This is a genomic window from Georgenia yuyongxinii (genome assembly GCF_006352065.1).
Lineage (GTDB): Bacteria > Actinomycetota > Actinomycetes > Actinomycetales > Actinomycetaceae > Georgenia > Georgenia yuyongxinii.
In genome coordinates this window covers 907,524-921,958 of record NZ_CP040915.1, presented here as the reverse complement: position 1 = coordinate 921,958, position 14,435 = coordinate 907,524, and the positions used below count along the sequence as shown (strand labels likewise).

Below are 14,435 nucleotides of genomic sequence, written 5' to 3'. Positions count from 1 at the left end.
CGTTCGGGCGGCGGTGCGACCCTGCCCCTGAACTGCCATGGCCGGCCCAGACCGGTATCCCGAACGTGAGCGGTCCCGACGCAAGCACCGCTTCTCGCGCTCGGACGCTCGGACGCTCAGGGTCGCGAGGGCGCGGATGGGGTCAGGCTATGTGGTCGTTAGCTACCGGCTGCCGCAAGCACGTTCCGCGGCGTTGATCGACAGCACGGAAGACGGTGCGATGGCAATCGAGGCCGGTGAGCCGCAAGCGCGCGCCGTCGAAGCCCGGTACCTCACGACAGACCCAGGTTCGCGGCAATTAGTTCGCTGGGGCCAGATGGAACGGCCGTGGGCTGTGCATGCTTTCGATGGATGTCGCCATGGCAGCGCGCAGGTCGTCAGGACTTAGGTGTTCCGGCTCCCGGGAGACCGCAAGCCCGCGCCGGTCAAGCTCGTTGGCGATCATCTGCTGGTGGTTGTCGACATGCTCGCCGAGGTCGTGACGCCGTGCCAAGAGCACCGGACACTGTCCGGCATCGAGCGCTGTGAGACAGGACCCGATTCCGGCGTGTGCGATCACCAGGTCGGCCTCCGCGATGGCGGCGTGCAGCTCGGCGGCGGGCACGTCCGCGCGCGCCTGGATGCCCAGCCCGGAGACATCCGTGATGCCGACCTGCCAAAGCACCTCTGCATCAGGGGCGAGGACCTCGGGGAGCACACGCTGCAGGTGCTCGACGGCACGGCGGAACCCATAGGTGCGCATAGTTCCCAGTGTGACCACCACGCGCCGAGCCCAAGCGGCGCGTTTGTTCCCTCCTGGTACCGCGCTGTAGCCGTCGAACAAGGAGCCCTCGTACTGCCAGCGTCCCGCCGCCCACGCTGGGTACTGCGCATACAGGTGGACGGCGGGCAGGTGCGCAACGAGCTTCCCCGTGAGGCTGGGCCCGGCCGCGCGGGCGGAGCTCTCGACGTAGTGAGTTTCGACGCGCAGCAGCTGCGCCACCGGAATGAAGGAAAGCGCGATGCCGGCGCCGGTGCTGACGACGCGGTCGAACCGGCCAGAACCGAGGAGTCGGAACGCTGTGGGCAGGGCACGGGCCACGCGCGTGTACCCGCGGGGCGGTATGTACGGGACCAGGTGCACCGTCTCGCCGGCCAGAAGCGAACCTGCCTGTGCGTCGTCGAAAGTTACCCATTCAACCTCTCCCGCGGCGGGCTCGAACCGGCGACGCAAGCGCCAGAGCTGTTCGAGGTGCCCGCCTGTGGACGCGACCAGCAAGGTCCGGCCCTCGGGTGCAGTCTTTCGCTGTACCAACACGTCGTTCCCTCCCGGTGCGCCTTCCCGAGCACGCCGCACCCGGGAATCCACTGGTGAGCGGCGGAGCTGATGCGCCGTCGTACGCCTGCGGCTGGCTCCATCGTGCTCTTGACGGCACGTGGGTCCGGGGCAATTTCGGGGCGAAGCGCGCATGAAACAAAAGGCGTCCGAAAGGTGAGGTCCGGGCGACCGTGACTTGCCGGGGTGAGCTGGAGGTGACAAGGGGCCCACACGGGTCACCCTCACGGGCTGTAGCGCCATCCCGAATGTGTAAGACCGGCGATCCGCCAAGGCGCCGGAAGTGTGCACACCGCATTCGCTCGTCGCACACACCCAGCGGAGCCCACCGCAGCGAGAGGGCATAGCCCGCGCCCCGTGGAGCAGAAGCCTCTGCGGTTTCGGCTGTGCTTCCCTCAGGCGTCCTGGCGGGCGAACTGCGTCTCGTAGAGATCGGCATACAGCCCACCGGCAGAGAGCAGCTCCGCGTGCGTCCCACGCTCGACCACTCGACCGGCGTCCAAGACAACGATCGCGCGTGCCTTCCGCACCGTGGAGAGACGGTGCGCGATGACGATCGAGGTGCGCCCCACCATCGCGGAGTCGAGCGCTAGCTGTACTGCGGCCTCGGACTCCGAGTCAAGATGCGCCGTGGCCTCGTCGAGCACCACCACGCGCGGGGACCGCAGCAATAGCCGGGCGATAGCCACCCGCTGCTTCTCCCCGCCAGAGAGACGGTGACCACGGTCGCCGACAACGGTGTCCAGACCTTCGGGCAGCCGCTCGACGAGCGGCTCTATGTGCGCAGCGCGTAAGGCGGTATACAGCTCCGCCTCTGTTGCGTCCGGGCGTCCATAAAGGAGATTGGCCCTGACTGTGTCGTGGAAGAGATGAGCATCCTGGGTGACAACACCGACCGCCTCGTGCAGACTCGCCTCTCGGACGGTGCGCACGTCCAGCCCGCCCACGCGTACCGTTCCGGAGGTGGGGTCGTAGAGGCGAGCCACGAGGGTCGACAACGTCGTCTTCCCGGCGCCGGACGGCCCGACTAGGGCGAGCATGGTCCCGGGCTGGACACGCAAGGAGATGCCCTTGAGCACCTCCTCCGCACCGGCCGTGGTCCGCCGCGCGCGACCGTCACGAAGACCACCATCGCCGGCCGTGGCCCGTCGGCCGCTGCCGCCGTCAACGCCGTTCTCGTCGCCCGCGGCGGGCAACCCCTCCAAGGACGCGAGCGAGACTTCCCCGGCGCCGGGGTAGACGAAGCGGACGTCCTCGAGCTCGACCGACAGCGGACCGTCGGGCAGGTCCACGGCGCCCGGGGCGACGCTGATGAGCGGTTTCAAGTCCAGCACCTCGAAGACACGCTCGAAGCTGACCAGCGCGCTCATGACATCGACCTGGACGTTGCTCAGGGCGGTAACCGGACCGTAAAGCCGTCCCAGCAGGCCGGCGAAGGCGACGAGCGTGCCGATCGTGACAGCGCCATCGATAGCGAGCCAGCCACCGACGCCGTAGACGAGAGCGGTCGCCAGGGACGCCATCGCGCCGAGTACGGCGAAGAAAACACGACTGCTCATGGCGGTCTTGATCCCGATGTCGCGCACGCCCGCGGCCTTCTCCGCGAACTCACTCTGCTCGCGCTCAGGCGTGCCGAAGAGCTTGACAAGCAGGGCACCGGCCACGTTGAACCGCTCGGTCATGCGGTTGCCGAGCTCCGCGTTCAGCTCCATGCCACGGCGGTTGAGCCCGGCAAGGCGACGGCCCACGCGGCGTGCCGGCAGCAGCAACAATGGCACCACGAGCAGCGCGACCAGCGTGATTTGCCATGACAGCACCATCATCGTGCCGAGGACCACCGCCACGGAGATGACGTTGGAGACCACCCCGGACAGGGTCGAGGTAAACGCACGCTGGGCGCCGATCACGTCCGAGTTCAATCGCGTGACCAGTGATCCGGTCTGGCTTCGCGTGAAGAACGCGATCGACTGCGCCTGGACGTGGGCGAATACGTCGGTGCGCAGGTCGTAGATCAGCCCTTCACCTATGCGGGCGGAGAACCAGCGCTGTACAAGGGTCAGGACCGCCTCGGCCACGGCGACCAGCGCCACGAGCGAGGCCAGGACGACCACGAGCCGTCGGTCACCGTGGCTCACGCCGTCGTCGATGATGCGCTGGAGCAGCAGCGGGGTCGCCACGACCAGCAGCGCCGCGACCACGATGAGCACCAGGAAGACGGCAACTTGGAAGCGGTAGGGCCGGGCGTACTCCACGATTCGGCGGGTGGTGCCGGGGGCGAGCCGATGGTCCTTGACGGAGGAGTCCTGACGCAGGGTTCGTCCGAACCCGCCAGGGCCCCCCATGTGGCCGCCCATGCCACCGATGCTCATCGCGGTGCGTCCTTCCTCGGCTCCCCTCAGTATGCAGCCGTTCTCGGGTCTTCCGAGCCGGACGGGGAGGTCCCGCCGCTCTGCAAGGCCACGTGTCGATCGCCATCTTGCCGACGGCGCACGGGCCCGCGCGCTCCTCTGCTCCCCGACGCTACGGCACAGGTGGCGCCAATGAGGACACGGAGGAACTTACACCGGTGGGCACTCGCCCGACGACCGCCCGCAACTCGTCCGACAATCGCCGTAGCGTGTCGCCTGACGCGAGCAACCCCTTGTCGACGGCGCTCGAAAACTGTCCAGGTTTTCACGCGCCGCCGACACCCCTGCACTTGCAGCGGCGCCCAGATCGGGCGGACGCCATGTCGTTGCTGGGGTTGTTCCTGCTTGTCGCGTCCTCGCCGAGGACGGTGACTCAGCGTGCGCGCCGAGCGTGCACCGATGTTAGTGGTGCTCACGGGGCCTCTCACGGCTCTGGCACCCTGGGCCCCGTGCCGTCCCAGGGAGGACGAGGCGTAGAACCGCCACCCGCGCCGCGGGGGCCGCCCGGCAGGCTCGGCCGACGAGCTCGCCGAGGTTCTCGGTGTCGCGGTCTCATGAAGGGCGGTACAGGCATCGCCCACCGTCCCCGAAGTTGCCTACCCGGACCCCTCGTACGGCCGCCGCAGCGCCCGGCGACGGTTCCCCGCTCGGGGAAGATCACCCGCTCTATACACCACCTGCTCACGGAGGCCGGCCGCTACGTTGACGGAATGAGGTCGGCGACTGGAAATTTGCGCATGGTCCGGGGCATTTTTGTCCTCGTCCTGACGGGATTTGCGGTACAGGTGGCGGTCGATGAAATATGGCGGGAGCCATATCCCGCACTATCCCAGCCGAAATTCGGCGGGATCGGCTCCGTCGCCGGGAGCGTCCACTCGGACGAGCCGACGGTGACGGTCGTCTACGCCGACGGCGACACCTCGACGTTCACCCACCTTCAGGTGATGGCACAGGCCAAGTCCTCGCCGACGCGGGTCTTCTCGACCGCCTTCCGGCCGGACAGCCCACGACGGGACCTCCCCGAGACGGTGGCGTGGCTGAAGGAGCGTGTGTCCGACCTAGGCGGTGGGCGTGAGCCGGTCAGCGCCGTGATCACTTGGCGCACTGCCCATTACGACCTGGACGACGGCGGCCCGCCGCGCTTCACGGTTGCCGACCGGACCGTTGTTCCGTTCGGGAGCGGGCGTGAATAGCGCGCCGGTGAGCGTGACCGCCCGGATCGACAGCTGGATTCACGGAGGTGCCTTCACCAGGGCGTCGCTGGCCCGGTACCGCGTGGTCTACGCCGCCATCGCCCTCCTGACCCTCCCTGACTTCTCCTGGCCAGCGCTCTTCCCCGACTCGATGTACATTGCGCCGCCGGGACCCTTCATGCTTTCCCCAGGATTTCCCCCCGAGGTCGTTCTGCGCGGATTGGAAGCGCTTTTTGCGGCGTGCCTGGTCGCAATCCTGCTCGGGTGGTTCACCCGGACGGCGTCAGTTCTCGCCGTGATCGTCGCAATGACCGGGTTCGGGTTCACCTACAGCCTTGGCAAGATCGACCACGACATACTGCTCGTGCTGCTTCCGGCGCCGATGGCCCTCGCCGGGTGGGGGGACCGGTTCTCCCTCGACGCGGTGCGCCGACGTGCCCGAGGGCTGCCCGCGGCCGCTGAACGCGCGGATCAGTGGCCCCTCCGGCTGTACGCGCTCATGATCGGCCTGGGATTCCTCACGGCCGCATGGCCGAAGATCCGTGGCGACTGGCTCAACCCCCGGACGCAGGCCGTCCAGGGCCACCAGGTCCGGCAGTACTTTACGAACGACAAGGACGATCTCCTTGCTCCGTTCTTCCTCGAGTTCGACCACCCGGTGTTTTGGGAGATCCTCGACATCGCCACGATCCTCCTGGAGGCGGGGTTGATCTTGGCCGTGTTGTCGTGGACCACGACGCGGTTCGCGTTTGCGGTAGCGGGGACGTTCCACCTGGGCGTGTGGCTCATGATGAACATCGCCTTCTTCATGAACGTCGTGGCCTACGGCTTTCTGGTACCATGGGACCGACTGCCGGTGCCCCGGGCGCTGCGCCGCTCGTTCGCTGCGCCGGCCTGGCTCGTCCGCCTTGCACCGGTCCTGGTGATCGCGGGCGGCGTCAGTTGGTCCCTTCTGGTCGAGTCCGTGGGCAACGCTGCCGGCGTCGTCTATCCCGTTGTGCTCGTCGTGGGAGGGCTCGTCGGGGCCTGGTTTCTGCTGGCGCCCGTGGTGCGGCTCGGGCAGGCCGCTCGGGCGGTCCACCGCGGCGCCGACCCCTCCGGGCGCCTCCTGTACGACGCAGACTGCGGTTTCTGCACCCGCTCGGCGCTCTGGTTGGCCCGGCGGCGGCCTGACAGGGTGACGATCGTGCCGTGGCAGTCGGTGCCCGACCTGGCCGAGTTCGGCCTGCGCGAGGAAGATCTGAGGCGTCAGGCGTACTGGCAGGGCACTGCGGGACCGCTGCGCGGTGGCAGCGCGGCGATCGCCGCTGCGATGGTCGCGCGGGGGGGACCCGCGGTGCTGCCAGGGCTGCTGATCCCCAGCGGACCTGTCCGCCCCATGGCCGACCTGGTCTACCGGGCTGTGGCGTCTCGGCGGCACCTCATGCCCGGCGGCACCGACGCGTGCGCGCTCACCCCCGCGCGGGTCGCGGACGAGGAAACCGTCGCTCCGGAAAGCGCACCGCCCGAGCAGAGCCCCTATCGGCGGGCCTAGACGGGTACAGAGGAGCACCCTCCCCTCGCTGCGCACCGAGCCTCCGCGCCCGGTCGACGTTGCCCCTGTCATTTCCCGCGATGGAGCGCCACTCGTCCGTGGCGACGCCTACGAGTCTGTCGCATCGGGCCCGAGAGGCTCGAGAGGCTCGAGAGGCTCGAGAGGCTCGAGAGGCTCGAGAGGCTCGAAGCATGTTGAGGGGCCCGATGTGGAACATGTCGAACCCGCCTAGTGGTACGTAGCCGATGCCGGGCCTGCCCCCATCGTGGCTGCGTTCCTCAGGGCCGCGCCTGGTTCCGGACGATCCACGCGCTTGCCCACATCCTGCCGGGCGACGACCCGCTCGCGAATTCTTCTCAGGGAACAACGGAATCTGTGCGGACCGTTGCGGAAACCGGGCAGCGCCGTCCGCGGTGAAGGCTGGGTTCAGCGAGAGCTCGTGTGCAACCGCTGCTGGGCCTTCTCCAGACCGAGCGTGAGGACCTCCTCGATGGCGTCGGCGCCCTCTTCCAACGTGACGCCGAGCTCGGTCCGCTCGGCGGACGAGAAGTCGCGCAGCACGTAGTCCGCCGCGTCCATCCGACCCGGGGGGCGGCCGACGCCCACTCGCAGGCGCATGTAGTCCTTCGTGCCGAGGAAGTTCGAGATCGACCGCAACCCGTTGTGGCCGCCCTCGCCGCCGCCGAACTTCAGGCGCAGGGTCTCCGGCGGCAGGTCAAGCTCATCGTGCACCACGAGAACGTGAGATGGATCGACGCCGTAGAAGTTCGCCAACGTCGCAACCGGCCCGCCGGAGACGTTCATATAGGTGCTCGGCTTCGCGAGGATCACCCGCGGGCCGGGCACGCCGCCGGGCAGGGTGCCGAGGCGTCCGTCCAACACATGCGCCCGTGCCTTGTGGGTGGTGAAGGAACCGTTCATTCGACGGGCGAGCACGTCGACGACCATCTGGCCGACGTTGTGCCGGTTGCTGGCGTACTGCGGACCAGGGTTGCCCAGACCGACGACGAGCCACGGGCTCATGAGTTCCTCCTCACAATCACCAAGGCACTACCGCGCTGGCTTGATCGCAACCGATCCGGTGCCGATGGTGCCCGAGAACGACGTCGCGCCCAGGCTGAGAGGCCTGGGCGCGACGCAACCTGTCATCCGCGCGAATTGGAAGGCTCAGGCCTCCTCGGACGTCGCTCCCGCGGCCGCACCGGCCTCGGCGGCGGCCTCATCGGCGGCGAGGTCGTCGGCGCTCGCGCGCGGGACCGAGATGACGACGACGACGTCCTCGGGAGCGTCCTCGATGGAGGCGTCCTCTGGGCGCGCGATATCAGCGACCCGGACGATGGCGCCGTCCTCCAGGCCCTCGATGGAGACCTCGATGACCTCCGGGATCCGGATGGCCGGCACCGTGACGCGCAGCGTCATGAGCTCGAGCTGGTGGATGGTGCCCGGGTAGGACTCGCCGGTGACGTGGAGCGGGACCTCGACGGTGACCTTCTCGCCCTGGCGGACGACGACGAGGTCGAGGTGCTCGATGTCGCGGCGCACCGGATCGCGCTGAACGTCCTTGACAAGGGCTAGTTGCTCGGTGCCCTCGATGTCGAGCGTGACGACGGCGTTGGCGTGGTCCTTGACCACGAGGAAGGTGTCGTGCGCGGGCAGCGCGAGGTGCTGCGGCTCGGTGCCGTGCCCGTACAGGACGGCGGGGATCTGGCCGGCGCGGCGGGTGCGGCGGGCCGCGCCCTTGCCGAACTCGGTTCGCCGCGTCGCGTTGAGGTTCAGGGTGTCAGCCACGGGATTCTCCTTGAGCAGTGGTTCTCGATGGGCGGTGGGGCCTCAGCGTGGGACGTCGTACGGACGGCGCGGCAAGGCACCACCGCGTCGATCACGGAACCGGCGGCGTTCACCGCGGTCCGGCGCACGGTTCAAACCGTGCGCCAGCCGCCGCCACGCCCGGGCAACCTGCCCGTCCGGCGTCCCTCGCCGAGGCAACCTGGACATCTTAGCGGCATCCCACGGTGAACCGGAACTGCCACACCTCACAGTCCTCAAGTGGGCCCCGGAACCGATCGTTCACCCCTCCGCACATCGCCGCAATGCCCTGGCGAGCCCTACCCCCCACAGGTGACAGCTAGTTCCCGTGCCTGCCGCTGGATGGGCGTGGGAAGACACTCGAACTGCCGCCTCGTCAGCCCGGTTGTGAGCTTTCGCACCTGTTCTGCCAAGTCGGCGTTCTGCGGCATGGTCTTCACGGGGTGCCGCGTCGTCCATGTGAAGGTGACGGAGTAGCGGTCTCTTATCCGCGGTGGGGTGGCACGGTGGAGGAGCCGGCAGTTGTCAGCCAGAATTGTCGTCCACCGGGGTCCGGGACATGTCCGCCACTCAGTCTCAGGAACGACCCGGCGCATATCCTCGTCCGTCACGAAGCCGGCGACGTACCGCAACTCCTCGACGGCGCGCGCCGATCCCTCGACCGGCACGTAGGCGAACGGCCCCCCGTCCTCGTCGACATCGTTGAGCCAGATCAAGATTTTGAGTGACGTACGGTCCTCGATGTCGCGATGCCACTGTCGAACGTCGTGCGCCCGACCGTCCGCGACCTCCCGGCGCACGTCTGCGCCGTAGTACCGGGCGGGCATGCCGAGGTAGTTCTCGACGAGGTCGAGCATCGGCTCTGAGAGGCCCCACCGCCAGAGTGCGGGGTCCTCGAGGAGTTGGGCTGTGTCCGGCCGAATAGTCGCGGACCCCCTGACCGGACGCTCAGCGAGGGCACGCACGTGGTGCTCGAGCACGGTTTTCAGTTCGGGCGTGCCGGGGAGCACCAGATCGTCGACCGCCATCGTCGCGACGGCTAGCTCCCGCAGCGTGCGCACCACACCGCTGTGATGGGCGGGAAGGACCGGCAGCGCGGGACGGTAGCGCGCGAGGCGCCGCTGGTGCTGCATCTCCGCGAGATGCTTGACCAAAGGCATGCGCGCGAGCGCATGTCGCTTGGCTCGGTTGGCTACACGCGCCGCGGTACGGACGCTGACGCTCTGGATCATCTCGGGCTTCCTCCACAAGGCGTCACTCGTCAGAGCACGGCGCAGGCAGGTTCGGGAACAGACTGCCTTCAAGGTAGCGGCACCATGGTTTTCCCTCAGGAGATTCAAGCAATTCACCCGCATTTTCATCCCCTCCTGTGAATTACCCTCGAAGGGTGAGGGAGCGGGACGTTGACGGCGGCCGGAAATCGACCGGACCAGACAATGACTATTTCGCGAGCAAGGTGATGGCTCAGGACCGCTGATGGCGAGATGGCCCTGTCTTGTGGCTGCCACCGTCGGGCCATGTCCCCCCCGGGCATCCTCGTGCTCATGAAACTTCTGGGGTGAGCGAGTTATCCAGCGCAGGCGCGCCGACCTGGGTGAGCTGGCCCGCGAGAAGCGCTGGCTACGTGAGTGTCCCCGTATGTGGCCCAGGGGCAGCCGGTGGACTACGACACGGCACTCGCCGACGCGGTCGCCGCCAGGACACGCTGCCAAACGGCCTGTGGCCACGCGGCGTCGGGTTGCGGTGTTCTTGGCGGCGGCGGCGGGCTGGCGTTCCATGTGGCCGCGGCGGACGGACCCTGCGTTGCTGGCGGCGTCCGCGTCCGTGGGCCCAACACCGCCCCGCTCCTCACCCGGCCGCTTTCCTGAAGGCGCCGCTCGAGGGCGCCATCCCTTGGCACCCGAGTCGAAGGGGCGTGGTCGTTCGCTCCTGCGGCAGCGTGACCTGGCAGTTCACCCTCCCAAGGCCAGACAGCCGGGCATTCATATCTGCTCGCCCTCGAAAATCACCCGCAATTCACCCCGCGTTCATCTCTGGGGAAGTGCTCCACCTGATTGCGTGGGATCTCCGGTCCGCCCTCGGCGCTGCGCGCGGCGAGGCGGCATGGCCGTTTCGGAGGTTGACCTTGAGCACAACAGCGCCCAGCTCGCGCTCGTCCGACCGGCCTTCATCGGTAGTGAAGGCGAAATTCGCCCGGTCGGGGCGGGTCGACATCGCCGTCCTCGTGGTCACCTACAACAACGCTGTCGACGTCGATCCACTGGTCGCGAGCCTTCGCCGCCAGATTGGGGAGCTCACCGTGCGTGTCGTTGTGGCCGACAACAACTCCACGGATGCCACGGTCGAGGTGCTCGCACAGCACGACGACATCATTGTGGTGGCCACTGGCGGCAATCTCGGCTATGCGGCGGGGATCAACCGTGCGATGAAGGTCGCCGGAGAGGCCGAGGCCTTTCTTGTTCTCAATCCGGACCTCGTTGCTGCCGACGGCGCGCTCGCTGCGATGCTCGCACGGTCTCGCAGCCACGGGGTAGGTGCCGTTGTCCCGCTCCTCCTGGATCCAGGTGGCACGCGTAACCACTCGCTGCGTCACGAGCCACACCCGCTCCGGAGCCTCGGCGACGCCCTCTTCGGCGCACGGCTGCGATGGCGTCCCGGTTGGCTCTCGGAACTCGTCTTCGCCCCGACCGCGTATGAGTATCCCCACCCCGTCGACTGGGCCACCGGAGCGGCGATCCTCATCCGCGCGGAGCTCGCCCGCTCCGTCGGCTCTTGGGACGAACGGTTCTTCCTCTACTCCGAGGAGACTGATTACTGTCGTCGGGTCCGCAATTCCGGGGCGACAATCTGGTTCGAGCCGAACGCGACCATGACGCACCGCCGCGGAGGGTCGGGACTGTTTCCGGCACTTACCGCGCTCATGCAGGTCAACCGCGTTCGCTACGCTCGAATTCACCATGGTTCATGGGCAGTCGCCACCCTGCTGCCCATCTTGATCCTCCAGTCGGCGCTGCGGGTGGGACAGCGCGGCCATCGGCTTGCCCTGCTTGCGCTCGTCTCGAGCAGCCACCGCCAGCGCCTTCCCGGCCGACGGACCCGCGGTCATGACTAGCGCGTCTGTGAGCCGCGCGGTCGGCTCCGTCATCATCCCGGCGCACAACGAGGCGCGCGTCATCGCCCGAACCCTCAGCGCGCTCGCCCCGATGGCGGCCACCGGCATGCTGGAAGTGATCGTCGTATGCAACGGCTGCTCGGACGGCACCGCCGAGGTCGCTCGGTCGTTTGACGGCGTGCGCGTCCTAGACAGCGCTCAGCCGTCCAAGCCCTTCGCGCTGAACCTTGGCGATGAAGCCGCCCAGCACTGGCCCCGCCTCTACCTCGATGCAGACATCGAGATCACCACTGGCACCGTGGCGGATGTCCTCGCGCACCTCAGCGCCGGCCGGTCCCTCGCCGCACGTCCGGCACGTGAATTCGACGACACCGGAGCGTCCTGGCCTGTGCAAGCGTTCTATCGCACCAAGCGCCGCATGCCGTCGCTCGACCGCCACCTGTGGGGCGCCGGCGTCTACGCGGTCTCGCTCGAGGGACGCTCGCGCTTCGAGGAGTTTCCGGACACAACCGGCGATGACCTGTGGATCGACTGTTTGTACGCGAGCGCAGAAAAGGCCATTGTGGCCACCACGCCCGTGCGGGTCCGAACGCCCCGCACGGTGCGGAGCCTGCTCTCCATCCTCCGTCGGGTCTATCGCGGCAACGCCGAGTTCCCCAGATCCGCCGTCCCCAGCCATGGCGACGCTGGGCCGACGACCTCGCAGACAGCGCGGGAGCTCCTCCGCACCGTGAACGGTGTCGGGCCTGCCCTAGACGCAGCCACTTACGCCACGCTTGTGCTCCTCGCGCGGCTGATCGCGCGAAGGCGGACAGTCCGCTGGGAACGGGACGAGTCGTCACGTCCGTGAGGGCGGCCCTTTGGGTACCGCCAGCGGAACGTGCACCGGGGAGTTGCCGGGCACGCCCCGGGAACGGCGTCCCGGCCCGCGTGGCCTCTGCCGCGGGTCCAGCCGCTCAGCAACCGAAGGCAACGAAAGGCCGTCCTCCATCCCATCTCGCCACAGGGCACCGGCGACGCCGCACAGGAGAAACACGACCACCGTCGCCTGCTCGAAGCTGAATAGATCGAAGAGTGTCCCGGAGACGCCGATCGCCGTGATCGCAGCTAGCACTGCTTGCGCCCGCGACCGGTCCTCCTCCCTCCGTGCTCGTCGGGCGGCGCCCCTGGCGCTCGCCATGGCGAGGAGGAACCACAGGACTGTGGCGGCAAGCAGCAGCGCGCCACCCTCGACGACGGCGAGGAGGTACTGGTTGTCGACAAAGAAGTAGTCCTCTGGTCGGAAGGTGCCCAACCCACGACCGAGAAAGGGCGCCTCGTGAAAAAAGTCATTGATGACGACGTAATCGTCGGTGCGACCCGTCACAGAGTCGTCCTTTGCCGCCCCGACGAAGAGGCTGCGCAGTGCCCCGAGCAAGCCCGGCACGACCGCGCGAAACAAGGTCGCGCCGGCGACACTAAGGACGAGCAATGTCAGGCGCTGGCGGTTGGTGAGGACAAGTGCGTAGACGAGCGCTGCCACCGCGAGTGCGGCCACGCCAGAGCGGGACACCGACGCCGGGTTCGCCACGAGCAGCAACACGGTGGCAAACGCGGCGGCGTGCCGCCGCAACTGCGTCGCGCCGAAGCGCGCGAAGTGAAGAGCCAGCGGGAAGATCGAGCCTGAGATCACCGCAAGCTCGATGGGGTGCCCCGCGCTGCCCGTGACTCGCTGAAAGTCAGCGCGAATACCGGCGCCACCAGCCCGGACCTCGAGGCCTGGCACGTCCATCGCCTGTGCCAGGTCGAAGTAGCTGATGAACTGCGCGGCGGCGATGACGGCACTGAATGAGGCACCGACCACGATGGATACCAGCAGCACGTCGCAGCGCCGCCGGTCAGCCGTTGCTGCGACACCTAGGGCGAGGATCGTGAGCGGAAACATCACGAGGGCCGCCCGCAGCACTCCCGCTGCCTCGGGCGGGGTGAGGTGGCGCAGATACGCGGCCGCCGTTGCGCCGATCAGTGCGACAACAAGCAGCCAGGTGCCCACTTGCGCCGGAGAGGTCCGGGTACTTCGTCCACGGCCGACGAACCAGCCCAACGCCACCGCCGCCGCAATCCAGAAGACCAGCATCCGGGCAGGCCACCCATTCGACGCCAGCGGGCCCGCGACCACCACCCCGGCCGGCACCACAAAGGCGACGACCGGAAGGGCGACGATGGCGAACCATGGCCCGTCCGGCCGCCGGGGCGCAGCGTTCGGTGCAGCCACGGCGTTCATCGCGTCAATGCTCCAGGCTGGCCGACTCACGCTCCCAATGGAGGCGCGCCGCACCATCGGGTTGCCGACCCCCGCCGCTCCGCGCGTTCCGAGCACCGTCGGCGACCTGCGGACGGTCGCCTGGGCTGGTCGCCGTCGCCTCGACGAGGTTCGGGGGCTCACCGCCAGTTGCTGATCGGGAACGGCGCCGCAGGAGCGCGACGTCGGCGGCCACTGCCGTCGCCGCGGCCACGGCGAGGCCCAGCACGCCAATCGCGCCGGCAGACCGCATGCGCGACGGCGTGATGTCCTCGACGTTACCGACCGGGACAGCCGGGGCGGCCCGGTACCGCTTGTCCTCAGGGGCGCCGGCCGCCGCCTGGAAGTCGTTGAGGACCGTCGCGGCTCCCGCCGACACCTTCTCGAGAAGATCCGTGACCGCCCCGGGGCTCGAAGCGGTGGCGTCGATTCGAATAATTGGCTGCTCGCGAGCAGCATCGGCCATGAAAGTTCCGGAGCCCACCGGGAGGCCGATATTTTGCGCATATGACGTTGAATTGATGTTTCGGGCGAGCACGGCGGCGGCGAAGCGCGCGCCACCGGAGCCGTTGTAGGGGTTGACTGGAACCGGCACACCCTCGGGCGGCGGCGGCGCACCCGAGCTCTCGGCCAGCGAGGGGAGCACGACGACGGTGACCGATGCCGTGTAGGCAGGTTCGACCGCCTTGTACGCCTGCTGCGCGAGGAAGCCGGCAATGAGCAGGATCGGGAGCGAGACGTACCAGCGGCGCACGATGGCCGCAACAATGCCAAAAAGATCCATCA

11 protein-coding genes are annotated in these 14,435 nt (G+C 68.3%); 4 read left to right on the top strand and 7 right to left on the bottom strand.

The window, feature by feature from the left end:
- Positions 1 to 298: 298 nt before the first annotated feature.
- Positions 299 to 1,258 carry a glycosyltransferase gene (locus tag FE374_RS04140; protein WP_168205590.1) on the bottom strand — a complete coding sequence of 320 codons (960 nt, stop codon included), beginning with the start codon at positions 1,256 to 1,258 and terminating at the stop codon, positions 299 to 301.
- Positions 1,259 to 1,710: 452 nt separating this feature from the next.
- Positions 1,711 to 3,684: an ABC transporter ATP-binding protein gene (locus FE374_RS04135; protein ID WP_139927375.1), complete on the bottom strand. Its 1,974-nt coding sequence runs from the start codon at positions 3,682 to 3,684 to the stop codon at positions 1,711 to 1,713.
- Positions 3,685 to 4,433: 749 nt separating this feature from the next.
- On the opposite strand from FE374_RS04135, the gene FE374_RS04130 reads away from it, so the two are divergent.
- Together FE374_RS04130 and FE374_RS04125 are read left to right on the top strand one after the other, a co-directional pair.
- Positions 4,434 to 4,916: a hypothetical protein gene (locus tag FE374_RS04130; RefSeq protein ID WP_139927374.1), complete on the top strand. Its 483-nt coding sequence runs from the start codon at positions 4,434 to 4,436 to the stop codon at positions 4,914 to 4,916.
- Between the two features lie 7 nt (positions 4,917 to 4,923).
- Positions 4,924 to 6,450, top strand: coding sequence for a DCC1-like thiol-disulfide oxidoreductase family protein (locus tag FE374_RS04125; protein WP_139927373.1), 1,527 nt, complete (start codon positions 4,924 to 4,926; stop codon positions 6,448 to 6,450).
- Between the two features lie 426 nt (positions 6,451 to 6,876).
- Here the strand turns inward: FE374_RS04125 and pth are convergent, their stop codons facing one another.
- The 3 genes from pth to FE374_RS04105 form a co-directional block, all read right to left on the bottom strand.
- On the bottom strand, positions 6,877 to 7,473 hold the full coding sequence (gene pth, locus FE374_RS04115; protein WP_139927371.1) for an aminoacyl-tRNA hydrolase: 597 nt from the start codon (positions 7,471 to 7,473) through the stop codon (positions 6,877 to 6,879).
- A gap of 144 nt (positions 7,474 to 7,617) precedes the next feature.
- Complete coding sequence (locus FE374_RS04110; RefSeq protein ID WP_139927369.1) at positions 7,618 to 8,238, bottom strand: 50S ribosomal protein L25/general stress protein Ctc; 621 nt, start codon at positions 8,236 to 8,238, stop codon at positions 7,618 to 7,620.
- A gap of 317 nt (positions 8,239 to 8,555) precedes the next feature.
- Positions 8,556 to 9,488, bottom strand: a complete 933-nt coding sequence (locus tag FE374_RS04105) for a phytanoyl-CoA dioxygenase family protein (RefSeq protein ID WP_139927367.1) — start codon at positions 9,486 to 9,488, stop codon at positions 8,556 to 8,558.
- A gap of 893 nt (positions 9,489 to 10,381) precedes the next feature.
- Here FE374_RS04105 and FE374_RS19085 point away from each other — a divergent pair.
- Both FE374_RS19085 and FE374_RS04095 read left to right on the top strand, forming a co-directional pair.
- Positions 10,382 to 11,368 (top strand): glycosyltransferase family 2 protein, encoded by a 987-nt coding sequence (locus FE374_RS19085; protein ID WP_168205589.1) that lies wholly within the window; start codon positions 10,382 to 10,384, stop codon positions 11,366 to 11,368.
- Positions 11,369 to 11,375: 7 nt separating this feature from the next.
- Complete coding sequence (locus tag FE374_RS04095) at positions 11,376 to 12,218, top strand: glycosyltransferase family A protein (RefSeq protein WP_168205588.1); 843 nt, start codon at positions 11,376 to 11,378, stop codon at positions 12,216 to 12,218.
- Here FE374_RS04095 and FE374_RS04090 read toward each other — a convergent pair.
- Both FE374_RS04090 and FE374_RS19080 read right to left on the bottom strand, forming a co-directional pair.
- Positions 12,207 to 13,631, bottom strand: a complete 1,425-nt coding sequence (locus FE374_RS04090; RefSeq protein ID WP_168205587.1) for an O-antigen ligase family protein — start codon at positions 13,629 to 13,631, stop codon at positions 12,207 to 12,209. The genes FE374_RS04095 and FE374_RS04090 overlap by 12 nt on opposite strands.
- 4 nt (positions 13,632 to 13,635) lie before the next feature.
- Positions 13,636 to 14,433: a hypothetical protein gene (locus tag FE374_RS19080; RefSeq protein WP_168205586.1), complete on the bottom strand. Its 798-nt coding sequence runs from the start codon at positions 14,431 to 14,433 to the stop codon at positions 13,636 to 13,638.
- Positions 14,434 to 14,435 lie beyond the last annotated feature (2 nt).

Excerpts from the sequence above, each read along its gene's own strand:
- FE374_RS04135 (WP_139927375.1), bottom strand. The coding sequence starts at position 3,684 with ATGAGCATCGGTGGCATGGGCGGCCACATGGGGGGCCCTGGCGGGTTC.
- FE374_RS04130 (WP_139927374.1), top strand. The coding sequence starts at position 4,434 with ATGAGGTCGGCGACTGGAAATTTGCGCATGGTCCGGGGCATTTTTGTC.
- pth (WP_139927371.1), bottom strand. The coding sequence starts at position 7,473 with ATGAGCCCGTGGCTCGTCGTCGGTCTGGGCAACCCTGGTCCGCAGTAC.
- FE374_RS04105 (WP_139927367.1), bottom strand. The coding sequence starts at position 9,488 with ATGATCCAGAGCGTCAGCGTCCGTACCGCGGCGCGTGTAGCCAACCGA.
- FE374_RS04090 (WP_168205587.1), bottom strand. The coding sequence starts at position 13,631 with ATGAACGCCGTGGCTGCACCGAACGCTGCGCCCCGGCGGCCGGACGGG.
- FE374_RS19080 (WP_168205586.1), bottom strand. The coding sequence starts at position 14,433 with ATGGATCTTTTTGGCATTGTTGCGGCCATCGTGCGCCGCTGGTACGTC.